Genomic DNA, 15,151 nt, shown 5'->3' on the forward strand with positions numbered 1-15,151 from the left:
CTATTCATTAATACCTTTAATAACATATTCATCTGCACCAATGAAATGTTTTTTAATTTTATTAATACGTTTTTTATATCTATAAACTCTTCATTTCTCAAAATAAATTCAAATAAAAGGAGCAATAAAGTAAGATGATACTAAACTTACTATACAACCTATTAATAATGATAAACCAACTATTCAGAAACTAGGAATAATAAACATAACAATGACTGATGTTATTAATACTACACCATTAATAACTAATGTTCTTGGTAAAGCCTTTTGAACACTTTTATTTGAAATTTCAATTATTTCTTCTGTGCTAATAACTTGTGTTTGATTATTATTAATCTTAATTTCACGAATATTATCAAAAATTGACATAATACTAATTATTGTTAAAATCATTACTCCCAATAATATTCCAACAATTGAAGTAGAAATTACAATTTGGAAAATACTAATAATAGCAAGTGTCATTAGTAAACTAAAAATAATAGCTAAAATTAAAGGAATAACATAAGTTAATTGAAATCTAATAATAATATAAATTAAAATAACAATAAAAGATAAAGCAATTGAAATAATCATATTAACTAATATATCTACACCTGACTTAGAAACAACTAGATCAATTTCTCCTCATTGTAAAATAGATTCTTGTTTTCAATTTCTAGTAATCTCCCCTAAAAAATTCTTAAACCTTTGCTGCATACTTTGAGAATTTACTGTTGTTTGAACAATAATTTTAAACTGATATGGTTTTCCTTCACCACCAGCAATTAAGGAAAAATTAATATTTTTAAAATATTTACTAAATTGACTATTATTTTGAATTTCTTTACTAATAAAATCTTTTGCTAATTCTGCTTCTTTAATAATATTGTAACTAGGATCACTTGGATCTTGAGTAATTGTACCCATTCCAACAAAATCAGTTCGTTGATCAAAACCAGAACCAAAATTAGAACCAATTACACCATAAGTAATACCTGAAGCAAGAACAATAACAGCAGAACCTGAAAGAATTCATTTTGTTAATTTATGAAAATAATTTCAGTTACTTATTTTAAGTTTTGAAAAAACATTTTTAAAATTAACCAATATTTTTTTGTCTTTTGCTTTAACTATTTGAATGTTTAACGGTTTTAATGCATTAATTAATTCTTGTTTCAATTTATTAATTTCTTGTGAAAGATTTAATTTTAAATCTTTCACTTTTGACTTATAAACCGATCTTGATTTACTATGTTCTTTTTTTAATTGCTGCTTATCAACTTTAAATTTTTTAATTAATTCTTTAACTTTATTTTTATAACTAATTTGAAGCTGACATTTTTCTGAAATTAATTGTTTTTTTATTTTTTTATCACTACTTTTAATATTATTTGTATCTATTGAATTATTTAAAACTATAGTGCTTTTTCTACTAATATTATTAGTTCCTAAAAGTTGAGGTTTATTTTCTAACCAGTTATTTCGTAATAATGTTCATAACATTAATCTTAATAAGATAATTCCAAAAATAATTACACCAAAAGTAGCAATAGAAGTCATAATAATAAAACCTTTGATAGCACGAGTTCCAAATCAGAAAATAGTTAAATTAACAATTAAAATAATAGCGCTACAATCTAATGAAGAAGATAATGTTTTCTTATTTGCTGATTTAAAAGCACTAATCAAAGTTTTACCTTGCATATATTCATTTTTAAAACGTTCCAACAAATTAATAATTGTATCTAATAATAGTGCAAAACCAATAATTAAAGCAATTACGCTTTCGGGAGCAATTATGCCATTAATGAAAACAAAACTAACAATAGTAAATAATAAAAATAATGATATTATAATTAGAACAATAACTCCTAACATACGATAATAAAACAGAACAATAGTCATAAGAACAAAGGTAACTAATATAATAATAACAACTGAAATTTTTAAAGATGTTGCACCTAGCGTTGGACTAACATTAGCATAAGATAACATAGTAAAATTATTTTTTGACAATCCTGATGTTAAAACACTTTTCATTTGTTCAACTGTTTCAAGATTAAAAGTATCTGAATTAATTGAAATACTATTGTTAGTTACTTTAACTTCACCAACTCAATATGGAATATAACGATAATCAATAACATCTTCATGTAAAATATCTGAAACATCTGGTAAACGTAATAAATCTTTAATATAAGGCAATCATGCATTCATAGGTGAAACAACAATAGGAAAAGCAAAAGGATCAAAGCGATTAGCAGGATCATATGTATTTTTTTCATCATTAGTATCAACAGAAAGACTATGAACTGAACCTAAATTATCAGAATAAATTCAATTAATACCAAATTGACCATTTTGATTAGGATTTAATAGTCGTGCTAAAGTAGGGTCTTGTGCTTTAGCTCTAGCTAAAATATCAGTACCTTTACCAAGACCTGGTGTATTATTATCTAATAATGATGTTAATGATGTTTTAATCTTACCATCAGTATCATTTTTAAGATTATCAATTATAAAAGCAAGGGAGCGAATACCCCCCATACTACTTCGAATATAATCTAATAACTGACCAATATCTGAATAAATATAAAATGTATTTTCTTTGGCAGAAGTAAGTTCTTTTAAAACTGAATCATTTTTAACATCAAAAACAAGTTCTGGGCGATGAGTAACAGAATTATTAACATCTTTAATATCAGAAAAAACATCACTAGTTAATAATCTTTTATCTCTTTTTGTTCAAGTAGTAGCTTTGTCATCTTTCTTTTCGGTTGCTAATAAATCATTACCATCTTTATCAACAATATAAGAATAACCACGTCGTGATACACTGTGAACAAAAGTAGAAATATCAACTCCCGCATCTTTACTCAACGCTAAATTATACTTATTATTATTATTGCTAGTAATGCTTTCAATATAAACGTTACTAGTACCTAAAGGGTCAACTCTGTCTTTTAATAAATTAATAACATCTTTTTGTTTACCTTTACCCTCATATTGAACTTGTGTTTGATAACCACCAGCAAACTCAATACTTAATTTACTATTATTTTCAACATATTTAGCACTAAACACTACTGAAATTATTATTGCAGAAACAATAATTATTAAACTAAAAATCCTTAAAAAAAATCCAAGATTTTTAGTTTTTCTTGTCCTAGAAGAAGTGTTCATATTTCTTCACTCCTAAATCATTTTATTTGTATAAACATAGATTGTATATTATTTAAGCACTATATAAGAATACCAACATTCGTTATAAATAACAATTGTTTTACAGTAATATCAAAAATAATTATTTTCGAAATAAAATTATATTATTATTAATATACTCTTTACCAATAATTGTTATTTTACGACCCTTAGTTGTCTTAGTAATTAAACCACAATGAATAAGTCAAGGTTCATAATGAATTTCAAGATTTTTTCTTTCTTCATTCAAAAGTTGACAAATAGTTTCAATACTCAAACTTTTATCTAAATTTACATTAGACTTGGTGCAAAACCTTTAATTTTAACAATTTAACGATTATTATTAATATTAAAGGTGATAGTTATTATGTTGAAAAAATATAAAGATGATCAAGAATTTTATAGTTTAGTCGGCATAAAGCCACAAACATTTTATAAAATGCTTGAAATTTTAAAAATTGCTGAGTCTAAACAAAAATATTATGGTGGTAGAAAAAATAAAATTGTAATTGAAGAGCGTTTATTAATGACTTTAGAATATTGAAAAGACTATAGTAGTTATAGAGTTATTGCAAAAAGATATAATATTAGTCATACTAGTTGCATTCGTAATATTTTTTGAATTGAAAATATTTTAATAAAAAGCGGAATTTTTAATTTACCTGGAAAAAAAGATTTAACAAAAAATAAAGGTACTAATAATAATTTGTTAGCTATTGATGCCACTGAAACTCCAATTGAAAGAATTAAAAAAAACTAAAATTACTTTTTTCAGGTAAAAAGAAACATCATTCTCTCAAATCCCAAATAATTATTGATATTTCCAATGGAAAAATTATTTCAACTGCTTTTTGTTTTGGAAGCATTCATGATTTTAAATTGCTTCTAAAATCTAAAACTTTTATTCATCCAGAAAAACAAGTTTTTGTTGATTCGGGTTATCAAGGTATACAAAATATTCATAAAAATACATTTTTGCCATTTAAAAAAAGTAAATACAATCAATTAACACCAATTCAAAAAGAATACAATAAAACTTTAAGTAAAATTATAATTAAAATTGAACACGTATTTGCTAAACTAAAACGTTTTAAAATTTTAAGTTTAAAATATCGCAATAAAATACGAAGATTTGCATTAAGATTTAATTTAATAACAGGAATATATAATTTTGAATTACCTTAGTTTTGCACCAAGTCTAATATAAAAATTATGGATTTTCGATTCGTAAAATAGCAAAAATTGTTGATTATAGTAAATCAACTGTACATAGAGTTTGTAGATTATTAAATAAAAACTTATTGCCATTAGAAATATTGAATCAATTTCAAAAAAACAAACAAAATGCAGGCAGAAAATTAATAATTTTAACTTTAACAGAAATTAATAGTATTAATCATTTGTTAATTACTAAAAAGTATGCTCTTGATATAATTGCTAACTTTTTAAAGGAAAATAAAATAAAAAGTATTTCAACAAAAACTTTATATAACATGTTTAAAACAAATCGAATGGGTTTTGATGAAAATAACTTATTGAGAAAAGGCAAAAATAAATCTCACAAACAAAAAGAAACTAGGGGCAAAATTAATAATTGTAAGTCTATTCATGAAAGAAATTTAATCATTCCTAATATTAAAAATATACAAGAATTTGGTCATTTAGAAGGTGATACTATCATTGGCAAAGATCATAAAAGTTCTATTATTACTTTGGCTGATATATGATCAAAAACCACAATTCCTTTAGTAACTAAAAATCATAAATCAGAAAATATTACGAAAATTATAATAAAATTTATTTCAAAGTTACAAAAAGGAACAGTTAAAACCATTACTTTTGATCGTGGTAAAGAATTTAGTAAATGAAGATTAATCGAAAAAATTTGTAATGTCAAAATTTATTTTGCAGATCCTGGTAAACCTTGCCAAAGGGGTTTAAATAGACTTGGTGCAAAACTAAGGTAATTCAAAATTATATATTCCTGCTATTAAATTAAATCTTAATGCAAATCTTCGTATTTTATTGCGATATTTTAAACTTAAAATTTTAAAACGTTTTAGTTTAGCAAATACGTGTTCAATTTTAATTCTAATTTTACTTAAAGTTTTATTGTATTCTTTTTGAATTGGTGTTAATTGATTGTATTTACTTTTTTTAAATGGCAAACATGTATTTTTATGAATATTTTGTATACCTTGATAACCTGAATCAACAAAAACTTGTTTTTCTGGATGAATAAAAGTTTTAGATTTTAGAAGCAATTTAAAATCATGAATGCTTCCAAAACAAAAAGCAGTTGAAATAATTTTTCCATTGGAAATATCAATAATTATTTGGGATTTGAGAGAATGATGTTTCTTTTTACCTGAAAAAAGTAATTTTAGTTTTTTTTAATTCTTTCAATTGGAGTTTCAGTAGCATCAATAGCTAACAAATTATTATTAGTACCTTTATTTTTTGTTAAATCTTTTTTTTCCAGGTAAATTAAAAATTCCGCTTTTTATTAAAATATTTTCAATTCAAAAAATATTACAAATGCAACTAGTATTACTAATATTATATCTTTTTGCAATAACTCTATAACTACTATAGTCTTTTCAATATTCTAAAGTCATTAATAAACGCTCTTCAATTACAATTTTATTTTTTCTACCACCATAATATTTTTTGGCTTTTCTCCCTTTATGTACTATTTTTAATTTTATCACATAAATGCTGAGAAAAGCCTATCTACGGACTTCTCCCCACATTTTTAAATCAAACATAACATTACAGTTTCAAAACTAGGTATGTTATTGAATTTATATGCTGATTCTTTTGCATATAAATGAACATGATGTTTTTCAACTTTGATATGTGTTTTAAATGTTCGTCTGATGTGCTTTCATGCCGATTCAATCTGGTTTATGTTTACACCAGTTTTTGAAACATAGCCATCTTGATGGTTAACTGTTTCATGCTTAGTGAAAACTGATTTAAAATGGCGATATCCTTTTCAAGAATCAGTATGTACATCACACTTTGAAGAAATGTGGTTTCTTGCAAATTGCAAAAGATTTTTTTGATTTGCATTTTTCAACACTTTCACAATTAAATTATTGGTTGTTTTTTCATAAATCCCAACAATCAAAGTTTTATTTTTTAAGGATCTTCCTTGTTTTTTAAAACCCATATGTGAAAGATACATTTCATCCATTTGCACTATGCCCTCAACAATGAATTGAGGTTCTTGTTTTGCAATTGCACTTCGGATTTTATGACCCATTCTTCAAGCAGTTTTCAAAGTTACTCCCAATTCTTTTGCAACATCAGTTGATGGAATTCCATGTTTGGTGTTTATTCATCTAAAGATGAGATAAAACCAAGATGTCAAAGGTGTTTGTGACTTGTAAAAAATGGTGTCATGAAGAATACTAAATGTTTGATGACATTTCAAACATCTTATTCTTCTTAAATCAGAAGTATTCAAATTTGTTCAAGAACACCTCATACATTTGTTTTCCTTCAAACTTGCTATATATTTCAAACAATCTTTTTCTGTTTGAAATATATTGTTGAACTCATTCAATTTCATTGTTTCCTCCACAAGTACATGTGGGGAGAAGTCCGTATTTTTTTTTAGACTCAGCAATTTTTAAAATTTCAAACATTTTATAAAATGTTTGTGGCTTTATGCCGACTAAACTATAAAATTCTTGATCATCTTTATATTTTTTCAACATAATAACTATCACCTTTAATATTAATAATAATCGTTAAATTGTTAAAATTAAAGGTTTTGCACCAAGTCTAATGAAAATAATAATGGTATTTTAAGAAGATATTTACCAAAATCTACAGATCTATCTTCATATAAACAAAAAGATTTAAATTTTATAGCATTTCAAATTAATTCTACACCCAGAAAATCGCTCTCTTATAAAAGACCAATAGATTTAATACAATTATTTTAAAAAACTGTCCCATTTATATTTACAACTCAGGTTTTAAATATAGTTTCAACAATTGCATTTTGATATGAAGCATAGCCATCTGTCATGCTTAATTGAATATTATTTTTTTTAGCATAATTTCAATAATCATGAGTTCGAAACTGTATTCCGCGATCAGTATGAATAATCGTATTATGCAAATTATATTTAAAAGACATGTCTTTTAAAGATTTTATAAGATGTGATTTTTCTTGATTTTTAGATCAGTGGTGATGTAATATTTTTCGTGAATAAAAATCAACAAATGCTCACCAGTATAGTTTTTGATTATTAATTTTAAATTCACTAATATCTAAAGCAATTTTTTCTAATGGTTTATTAACGTTAAAACTAATGGTATTATTAGCTTGCTTTAACAAATTAGGTGCTATAAATTTATGTTCTGCTTTTAATTTTGATTTTTTTCCATAAGTTCCTTGTTTATGAATTGTTTTTAACCTAACCTTTTCATTGCTGAAAGTGCTTTTTTTCTACCGATTTTTAAAATGGCAGACATTCGTTTATGACCATATTCTTGTTGACAACCATAATCTTTATCATCATCATAAAAGATTAAATTTATTACTTGGTCGTAACTATCATCAAACTTTGGTTTTCATTCTGGACATCCACGGATCTTTCATTTGCGATATCCTTCATTAGAAATTTGTAATAAATTTAACAGAAAAGATTTTTTAAGTCCTTTTTCAGAATAAATTTTAACAATTTTATAACATTCATAAAGATAGGGTTTCAAGTGAAATGGTTTATTTTTTAGGTTGTTTTGGTTTTGCTTGTGGTTTTTTCAATTTTGACTGCGGTAGAGATAAGAATTTTCTTTTAATTTTCAAAAAAACTCTTGATGAAATAAAAAAAATCATCAACCTGGCCTAAAATTTGATTTTATTTAATTTTGGGATTTATTTTTTTTACAAACCGAAATATAATGCTTCAGATTTTGCATAAGGTGATATTTTATAATGTTGGTATTTAAATTTTCATAAATTGAGGTAATTTTGAATATTGGTAAATCCAATGCCATGATAATGAGTAATAAATTCTTTTAAACTTGATTGTATTTTACTGATATTACTTAAATTTTTATAATTTAATTCTTTATTTTCTTTTGATTTAAATTTCTTGAGAGTACATTTTGTTTGTTTAGCTACTGTATCATATAGTATTTGCATATCACAAACTATAATTGATTTTTCTTCGATAAGCTTAGATGTTAAATTTTCTTGTACTCATTTTTGTGTTAATCTTTTAGTATTTGTTGTTTGAGCATAAATATTTTTATTTTCATCAATTGCCATTTCAATACAACAGTTTAAATCTTTAGCATTTTCTTCAATTCATTTTTTTCTTGGATCATCTGGATTTTTGAAATTTCCTTTGTGAATTTCTTTGATAAAAGTTTCATCAATTTCAATTCTACCTTTTAATTTTGTGAATGGTTTTTGTGTTTTGGCTAATTGTGATGATTTCATAAATTTTTGACGATTAAATCATGCTGATGTTTTTGAAATTTTAGCAAATTGAGAAATAGTATAAGCAGATTGACCTAACAATGACAATCAAATTATTCAATCTCATTGTTCATGAGATAAATGACTTCAATGTAAAAAATGATTTCTTAAAGCATCAAAGCTACTTTTACAATCTTTGCATAAATATTTTTGCTTATTATTCTTAAAACCATTTTTTACACATCAATAAGATTTACAATTTGGACATTGAATTCCTTTTTCTTTAAATTTTTTATCAATTGCATCTAATTTTTCTTTTTTCTCAATTTGTTTAATTCTATTTTTAAAATGTCTAATAATTTTTATAAATTCTTCATCTTTTTTGTTTTTTAAAACATCAATTAATTCATTATTAGTCACAAAAAATCTTGATGAAATAAAAAAAATCATCAACCTGGCCTAAAATTTGATTTTATTTAATTTTGGGATTTATTTTTTTTACAAACCGAAATATAATGCTTCAGATTTTGCATAAGGTGATATTTTATAATGTTGGTATTTAAATTTTCATAAATTGAGGTAATTTTGAATATTGGTAAATCCAATGCCATGATAATGAGTAATAAATTCTTTTAAACTTGATTGTATTTTACTGATATTACTTAAATTTTTATAATTTAATTCTTTATTTTCTTTTGATTTAAATTTCTTGAGAGTACATTTTGTTTGTTTAGCTACTGTATCATATAGTATTTGCATATCACAAACTATAATTGATTTTTCTTCGATAAGCTTAGATGTTAAATTTTCTTGTACTCATTTTTGTGTTAATCTTTTAGTATTTGTTGTTTGAGCATAAATATTTTTATTTTCATCAATTGCCATTTCAATACAACAGTTTAAATCTTTAGCATTTTCTTCAATTCATTTTTTTCTTGGATCATCTGGATTTTTGAAATTTCCTTTATGAATTTCTTTGATAAAAGTTTCATCAATTTCAATTCTACTTTTTAATTTTGTGAATGGTTTTTGTGTTTTTGCTAATTGTGATGATTTCATAAATTTTTGACGATTAAATCATGCTGATGTTTTTGAAATTTTAGCAAATTGAGAAATAGTATAAGCAGATTGACCTAACAATGACAATCAAATTATTCAATCTCATTGTTCATGAGATAAATGACTTCAATGTAAAAAATGATTTCTTAAAGCATCAAAGCTACTTTTACAATCTTTGCATAAATATTTTTGCTTATTATTCTTAAAACCATTTTTTACACATCAATAAGATTTACAATTTGGACATTGAATTCCTTTTTCTTTAAATGTTTTATCAATTGCATCTAATTTTTCTTTTTTCTCAATTTGTTTAATTCTATTTTTAAAATGTCTAATAATTTTTATAAATTCTTCATCTTTTTTGTTTTTTAAAACATCAATTAATTTATTATTAGTCACAAAAAATCACCCCTGATATAAAAATATTACTTTTAATTTAAAATTAAAAGTAATATCAAGATTTTTTGTGAAAATTAAAAGAATTTTCCAATATTTCAATTTTAGTTTGTAGTAATAATAATTCGTTTTCAACGCGTTTTTCATATTGTTTTAATGATTCCTTTGCTCTTTTCTTAAAATTTCTACTCACAGCATTTACCTCTTGTTTTTTAATTTTACTTCTTATCGAAACTAAACCTTTTTCACCTTGTAAATATCATTTTTGTATTCAAATATAAATTATCTTTCCGCTAATTTTATTTTCTTTACTTAATGTTGTAGCAGATTTACCAGCAAAATATTGTTCTATGACTTTTAATTTTAATTCCTTATTATATCTTGTCATAAAAAAGGTCTCCTTACTAAGTTAAAACATTGTTTTTTGCAACTTAGAGGTGACCCTTTCAAGCCATAATTTTTTCAAAGCATTAAATTTGCTCATAAACAAATGATTTAAAATTGATATGGTTATGTATTCAAAAAATGAACAACCCTAATTAGAGATTTTTTGAATTAAATATTTGGTACTATAAAACAACTTTAATTTTGGGAAATTTTCACTCAATATTGACAATAAAATAAAAATTTGATAAAAAATAAGCACAAACTTAATATAAGTTTTAACTTATTACTTTTGTTACTTCAAAAGACATATTCCGTAATTGAATTTTTTAAAAGTCAATTCATTTTTTAAGTAAAAATTAACATTAAAAATGTTTAAAATTTTATTTTTTAAAAATTTTATGAAAATATTTTTAAATTATTTTTAATAAATTATTACTTTTTTGCAAATAAATAATAAAATAAGTGTTATACAAATCTTAAGATTTTGATTGACAAATAAACTATTTTAATTACGGAATATGTCTAAAGTAAATAAGTTTTTTATTTTTAAAAAATAGAAAAAGTGTGTTTTATGCCTTGAAAAAATATTTTTAAAATAAATAAAAATTATTCTATTAATGATGAAAATTTAGATTCCGTTATTGAAAATTTTGAAGAGTTTTTTAAAGAATACAATGACAAAAATAATGTCTTTTCTAATTCAGAAGATATTGATTTTGATAATCCAAACACATCAGCACAACTAAATCAATTAAAAGAAATTAAAACAATTGAATTAAATAAGGAAATTATCCCCACATGTACTAGTGTGGAGGAAAAAATGAATGGAAATGAATTCAATAGCATATTTCAAACTGAAAACGATTGTTTGAAATATATAGCGAAGTTGAAAATAATGAAATGCATCAGATGTGCTTCTTCTAGTTTGAATACTTCTGATTTGAGAAGAATACGATGTTTGAACTGTAACCAAACATTTAGTATTCTTTATGGAACCATTTTTTATAAGTCACAGACCCAAATGACATCTTGGTTTTATCTCATCTTTAGATGAATAAACACAAAGCATGGCATACCAGCAACCGATGTTGCAAGGGAATTGGGTGTGACCTATAAAACAGCTTGAAGAATGTGTCATGAAATCAGGACTAGAATTGGAAATCAAGATGCAGGTTTCATTGTTGATGGCAAAGCACAGATGGATGAAATGTATATTTCACATTTAGGTTTTAAAAAACAAGGAAGATCCTTGTTGAATAAAACTTTGATTGTTGGAGTTTATGAGAAAACCAGCAACAAACTAATTGTGAAGGTGCTGAAAAATGCAGATGAAAAAAAACCTTTTAAGATTTACATTGAAACACATTTTTACTGAGTGCTGTCTATTTACGGATTCTTGGAAGGGATATGTAAGTTTCAAAAACTTCTATCCCAAACATGAAATCGTAAATCATGAAGTTGGGTATGTGTCACCAACAGGTGTAAACACAAACCAGATTGAATCAGCATGAAAGCACATCCGACGAACTTTCCGAACACACATAAGAGTTTCAAAGCACAATATTCATTTATATGCAAAAGAATCAGCATATAAATTCAATAACATACCTAGTTTTGAAACTGTAATTTTGTGTTTGATTTAAATACATGTGGGGATAATTTCCTAGGTAGGCTTTTATCTCCATTTATGTGATAAAATTTAAAAATAGTACATAAAGGGATAAAAGCCTTAAATAAATTAATTAATGGATTGAAAAATGATTTAAAATATAATTTTTTTTCTAATTTTTGAGAAAAAAAAGAAAATTTAAAATTAATTAAAAAACTAAAAGATTTTTTAAAATTTGAAATTAACAATAAAATAATTGAACAAAATCATGAATTATTAAAATTAGAACAAAACAAATCATTAATTGAAAACACTTCAAACAATAAAAATAATAAAAGAGAAAATAATAACATTATTAATTTTCAAGATTATTTTACTTATTTTACTTTTTTACTTAAAAAGATAAATAATGATATTAATTATTTAAAAGAAATAAATTTAAATTTATCTTTTAATAAAAAAGAATTTTTAAATCAATTACGAGAATTAGAAATTTTAACTACCAATAAAATTCAAGAATTATATAAAAGAAACGAAAAAATAGAAAATATAAATAAGAACATTTTTGAAAAAATTCTTAAAGAAAATATTATAACTCAACTTATTTTATCGTTTTGAGCATTCAGAATGAAAAATAATGATGATAAATATAAATTAGTTTTAGAAAAGCAAATAAATAAAAATGAATCTGATGAAAATTATGAATTTTTCTTTAAATTAATAGATTTTATATTTAATGAATATATTAATCAAATAATTAAAAATGAAGAAAAAATATTTGATAATATATTTAAAAAATATGATGATAAAAAATCATACTTAATAAAGGAACAAGATGAATACAATAAAAATATAAAAGAAAATGAAGAAAATATAGATAAATTTAATCAAAAAGCAGATCAGGAAAATGCAAAAATTTTGACAATAAAAAAAGAAAATGAAAATATGAAAAAAATAATTCAAAATTTAAAAAATAGAAAAAAAGATATAAAAAATAAAAGAAAAAAATGTGAACAAGATTGAGAAGAAAATAAAAATAATTTAGAAAATCAAATATTAATTAAAACTACTTTTGATAAAAAAATAACCAAAAAACAATATTTAAATGAAATAGAAACCATAATTAAAAAACATGAAGAAAATATTAAAAAAAATACTAATGAAGTTGAAAAATTAGAAGATAATATTATAAGAAATAAAACTGAAATAAATATTAACAATAAAAAACTTAAAAATATAAAAGAAAAAAATAATAAAATTTTATTTTCTTTAAAAGAAAATAAATATATAATGATGTATGAACTTAAAAAAATAAAAGAAAATTGAATTAAAAATATTAGTGAAAATCAAAAAAACTTTTTTTATTTTTTTAAAGAAAATAAATAAGTTAGAAGATACAAAATTTATTCAATTTATTGAAAATTATTGAAAAAATGAAGAAAATAAAAAAAAGATTTTATTATTTAACGAAAATTATAATATTGAAAATAATATCATATCTATTGAAAAACAAAATAATCAAATAAAAGAAAAAATAAAAAAAACGTTTGAAAATATAAAAGAAAATGGCTTTTATCCCTTTATGTACTATTTTTAAATTTTATCACATAAATGGAGATAAAAGCCTACCTAGGAAATTATCCCCGCATGTATTTAAATCAAACACAAAATTACAGTTTCAAAACTAGGTATGTTATTGAATTTATATGCTGATTCTTTTGCATATAAATGAATATTGTGCTTTGAAACTCTTATGTGTGTTCGGAAAGTTCGTCGGATGTGCTTTCATGCTGATTCAATCTGGTTTGTGTTTACACCTGTTGGTGACACATACCCAACTTCATGATTTACGATTTCATGTTTGGGATAGAATTTTTTGAAACTTACATATCCCTTCCAAGAATCCGTAAATAGACAGCACTCAGTAAAAATGTGTTTCAATGCAAATCTTAAAAGGTTTTTTTCATCTGCATTTTTCAGCACCTTCACAATTAGTTTGTTGCTGGTTTTCTCATAAACTCCAACAATCAAAGTTTTATTCAACAAGGATCTTCCTTGTTTTTTAAAACCTAAATGTGAAAGATACATTTCATCCATCTGTGCTGTGCCATCAACAATGAAACCTGCATCTTGATTTCCAATTCTAGTCCTGATTTCATGACACATTCTTCAAGCTGTTTTATAGGTCACACCCAATTCCCTTGCAACATCGGTTGCTGGTATGCCATGCTTTGTGTTTATTCATCTAAAGATGAGATAAAACCAAGATGTCATTTGGGTCTGTGACTTATAAAAAATGGTTCCATAAAGAATACTAAATGTTTGGTTACAGTTCAAACATCGTATTCTTCTCAAATCAGAAGCATTCAAACTAGAAGAAGCACACCTGATGCATTTCATTGTTTTAAACTTCGCTATATATTTCAAACAATCGTTTTCAGTTTGAAATATGCTATTGAATTCATTTCAATTCATTTTTTCCTCCACACTAGTACATGCGGGGATAATTTCCAAGAAAATTTTGAACTGAAAGAAAATGAAATAATAGTAAAATTAAATAAAGAAATAATTGGAAATTTTAAAGAAACTATAAAAACTATTAATCAATCAGAATTCGTAAATATTGAAACTCAAACTGAAAAAAATCCAGAAAATACAAAAAATAGTTGACAAGAACAAAAAAATGAAGAACTAGAACAAAAATTAAAAAAAATACAACAAGAAAATGAAATATTAACAGAAAAAATCAGTGAAATAAACAAAATATTTGAAGAAGAAAAAACAGAATTAAAAAATAAAATTTATGATTTAAACGAATCAATCGAAAATGCAGTTGAAATAAATTCAGAAGAAACATGAAATGAAAATATTCTAAAAGTTGAAATTAACAATAATCCAATGTACATTAACTATCAAAATTCACAACCTTCAACAAGTAAAAATCAAAGTTCTAGTAGTAAATCACAAAAAATGTAAATCTTAAATACTTTAAAACTGCACAATTGTGCAGTTTATTTAGAAATTTTGTTTTTTCTTTTTAATTTTAATGAAAATATTTAACGTAAATAAGTGTT

Annotated in this window: 18 protein-coding genes and 2 pseudogenes; 8 read left to right on the forward strand and 12 right to left on the reverse strand. The window is 23.5% G+C overall.

What is annotated here, in order from left to right; genetic code table 4:
• On the reverse strand, nt 1-3,165 hold the full coding sequence (secDF, locus tag AAHM78_RS11915; protein ID WP_342253318.1) for a protein translocase subunit SecDF: 3,165 nt from the start codon (nt 3,163-3,165) through the stop codon (nt 1-3).
• 121 nt (nt 3,166-3,286) lie between these two features.
• Nucleotides 3,287-3,460, reverse strand: coding sequence for a Holliday junction DNA helicase RuvB C-terminal domain-containing protein (locus tag AAHM78_RS17135; RefSeq protein WP_425289740.1), 174 nt, complete (start codon nt 3,458-3,460; stop codon nt 3,287-3,289).
• A 90-nt stretch (nt 3,461-3,550) separates the two neighbouring features.
• Here AAHM78_RS17135 and AAHM78_RS11920 point away from each other — a divergent pair, with 90 nt between their 5' ends.
• The 3 genes and pseudogenes from AAHM78_RS11920 to AAHM78_RS11930 all read left to right on the forward strand — a co-directional run.
• Complete coding sequence (locus AAHM78_RS11920) at nt 3,551-3,943, forward strand: transposase family protein (protein ID WP_342252835.1); 393 nt, start codon at nt 3,551-3,553, stop codon at nt 3,941-3,943.
• A 59-nt stretch (nt 3,944-4,002) separates the two neighbouring features.
• Complete coding sequence (locus tag AAHM78_RS11925) at nt 4,003-4,368, forward strand: transposase family protein (RefSeq protein WP_342255085.1); 366 nt, start codon at nt 4,003-4,005, stop codon at nt 4,366-4,368.
• A gap of 17 nt (nt 4,369-4,385) precedes the next feature.
• Nucleotides 4,386-5,126: pseudogene (locus AAHM78_RS11930) on the forward strand (IS30 family transposase); the annotation flags it as partial.
• A 15-nt stretch (nt 5,127-5,141) separates the two neighbouring features.
• Here the strand turns inward: AAHM78_RS11930 and AAHM78_RS11935 are convergent.
• The 4 genes from AAHM78_RS11935 to AAHM78_RS11950 form a co-directional block, all read right to left on the reverse strand.
• Entirely contained in the window at nt 5,142-5,516 is a 375-nt protein-coding gene (locus AAHM78_RS11935) for a transposase family protein (RefSeq protein WP_342255168.1), read from the reverse strand.
• Between the two features lie 120 nt (nt 5,517-5,636).
• Complete coding sequence (locus AAHM78_RS11940; protein ID WP_342253319.1) at nt 5,637-5,894, reverse strand: transposase family protein; 258 nt, start codon at nt 5,892-5,894, stop codon at nt 5,637-5,639.
• 44 nt (nt 5,895-5,938) lie between these two features.
• Nucleotides 5,939-6,676: an IS1595 family transposase gene (locus AAHM78_RS11945; RefSeq protein WP_342254975.1), complete on the reverse strand. Its 738-nt coding sequence runs from the start codon at nt 6,674-6,676 to the stop codon at nt 5,939-5,941.
• Nucleotides 6,600-6,908 (reverse strand): hypothetical protein, encoded by a 309-nt coding sequence (locus AAHM78_RS11950; protein ID WP_342253320.1) that lies wholly within the window; start codon nt 6,906-6,908, stop codon nt 6,600-6,602. Before AAHM78_RS11950 ends, AAHM78_RS11945 begins: the two co-directional genes overlap by 77 nt.
• A 69-nt stretch (nt 6,909-6,977) precedes the next feature.
• Here AAHM78_RS11950 and AAHM78_RS17140 point away from each other — a divergent pair.
• Nucleotides 6,978-7,139: pseudogene (locus AAHM78_RS17140) on the forward strand (IS30 family transposase); the annotation flags it as partial.
• Here the strand turns inward: AAHM78_RS17140 and AAHM78_RS11955 are convergent.
• The 5 genes from AAHM78_RS11955 to AAHM78_RS11975 all read right to left on the reverse strand — a co-directional run bounded on the left by AAHM78_RS11955 (nt 7,136) and on the right by AAHM78_RS11975 (nt 10,469).
• A complete protein-coding gene (locus tag AAHM78_RS11955; RefSeq protein WP_342253321.1) occupies nt 7,136-7,537 on the reverse strand; it encodes a DDE-type integrase/transposase/recombinase in 402 nt (133 codons plus the stop codon). The pseudogene AAHM78_RS17140 and the gene AAHM78_RS11955 overlap by 4 nt on opposite strands.
• Before the next feature lie 74 nt (nt 7,538-7,611).
• On the reverse strand, nt 7,612-7,914 hold the full coding sequence (locus tag AAHM78_RS11960; RefSeq protein WP_342253322.1) for a hypothetical protein: 303 nt from the start codon (nt 7,912-7,914) through the stop codon (nt 7,612-7,614).
• A 172-nt stretch (nt 7,915-8,086) separates the two neighbouring features.
• The gene (locus AAHM78_RS11965) at nt 8,087-9,046 is read right to left on the reverse strand and encodes an IS1595 family transposase (RefSeq protein WP_342253323.1); all 960 of its coding nucleotides are present in this window, start codon (nt 9,044-9,046) and stop codon (nt 8,087-8,089) included.
• Between the two features lie 78 nt (nt 9,047-9,124).
• On the reverse strand, nt 9,125-10,084 hold the full coding sequence (locus AAHM78_RS11970) for an IS1/IS1595 family N-terminal zinc-binding domain-containing protein (protein WP_342253324.1): 960 nt from the start codon (nt 10,082-10,084) through the stop codon (nt 9,125-9,127).
• Between the two features lie 43 nt (nt 10,085-10,127).
• The gene (locus AAHM78_RS11975) at nt 10,128-10,469 is read right to left on the reverse strand and encodes an IS630 transposase-related protein (RefSeq protein ID WP_342253325.1); all 342 of its coding nucleotides are present in this window, start codon (nt 10,467-10,469) and stop codon (nt 10,128-10,130) included.
• A 1,327-nt stretch (nt 10,470-11,796) separates the two neighbouring features.
• Here AAHM78_RS11975 and AAHM78_RS11980 point away from each other — a divergent pair.
• The 3 genes from AAHM78_RS11980 to AAHM78_RS11990 all read left to right on the forward strand — a co-directional run bounded on the left by AAHM78_RS11980 (nt 11,797) and on the right by AAHM78_RS11990 (nt 13,674).
• Nucleotides 11,797-12,111: a transposase gene (locus AAHM78_RS11980; RefSeq protein ID WP_342253326.1), complete on the forward strand. Its 315-nt coding sequence runs from the start codon at nt 11,797-11,799 to the stop codon at nt 12,109-12,111.
• A gap of 107 nt (nt 12,112-12,218) precedes the next feature.
• Nucleotides 12,219-13,463 carry a hypothetical protein gene (locus AAHM78_RS11985; RefSeq protein ID WP_342253327.1) on the forward strand — a complete coding sequence of 415 codons (1,245 nt, stop codon included), beginning with the start codon at nt 12,219-12,221 and terminating at the stop codon, nt 13,461-13,463.
• A complete protein-coding gene (locus AAHM78_RS11990) occupies nt 13,417-13,674 on the forward strand; it encodes a hypothetical protein (RefSeq protein WP_342253328.1) in 258 nt (85 codons plus the stop codon). Before AAHM78_RS11985 ends, AAHM78_RS11990 begins: the two co-directional genes overlap by 47 nt.
• Nucleotides 13,675-13,730: 56 nt before the next feature.
• On the opposite strand, the gene AAHM78_RS11995 is transcribed toward AAHM78_RS11990, so the two are convergent.
• Nucleotides 13,731-14,447 (reverse strand): IS1595 family transposase, encoded by a 717-nt coding sequence (locus AAHM78_RS11995; protein ID WP_342252817.1) that lies wholly within the window; start codon nt 14,445-14,447, stop codon nt 13,731-13,733.
• Between the two features lie 72 nt (nt 14,448-14,519).
• Here AAHM78_RS11995 and AAHM78_RS12000 point away from each other — a divergent pair, with 72 nt between their 5' ends.
• Nucleotides 14,520-15,053 carry a hypothetical protein gene (locus AAHM78_RS12000; protein ID WP_342253329.1) on the forward strand — a complete coding sequence of 178 codons (534 nt, stop codon included), beginning with the start codon at nt 14,520-14,522 and terminating at the stop codon, nt 15,051-15,053.
• Nucleotides 15,054-15,151: the final 98 nt, after the last annotated feature.

It is taken from the genome of Spiroplasma endosymbiont of Zeiraphera isertana, assembly GCF_964030805.1.
GTDB lineage: Bacteria > Bacillota_I > Bacilli_A > Mycoplasmatales > VBWQ01 > Spiroplasma_E.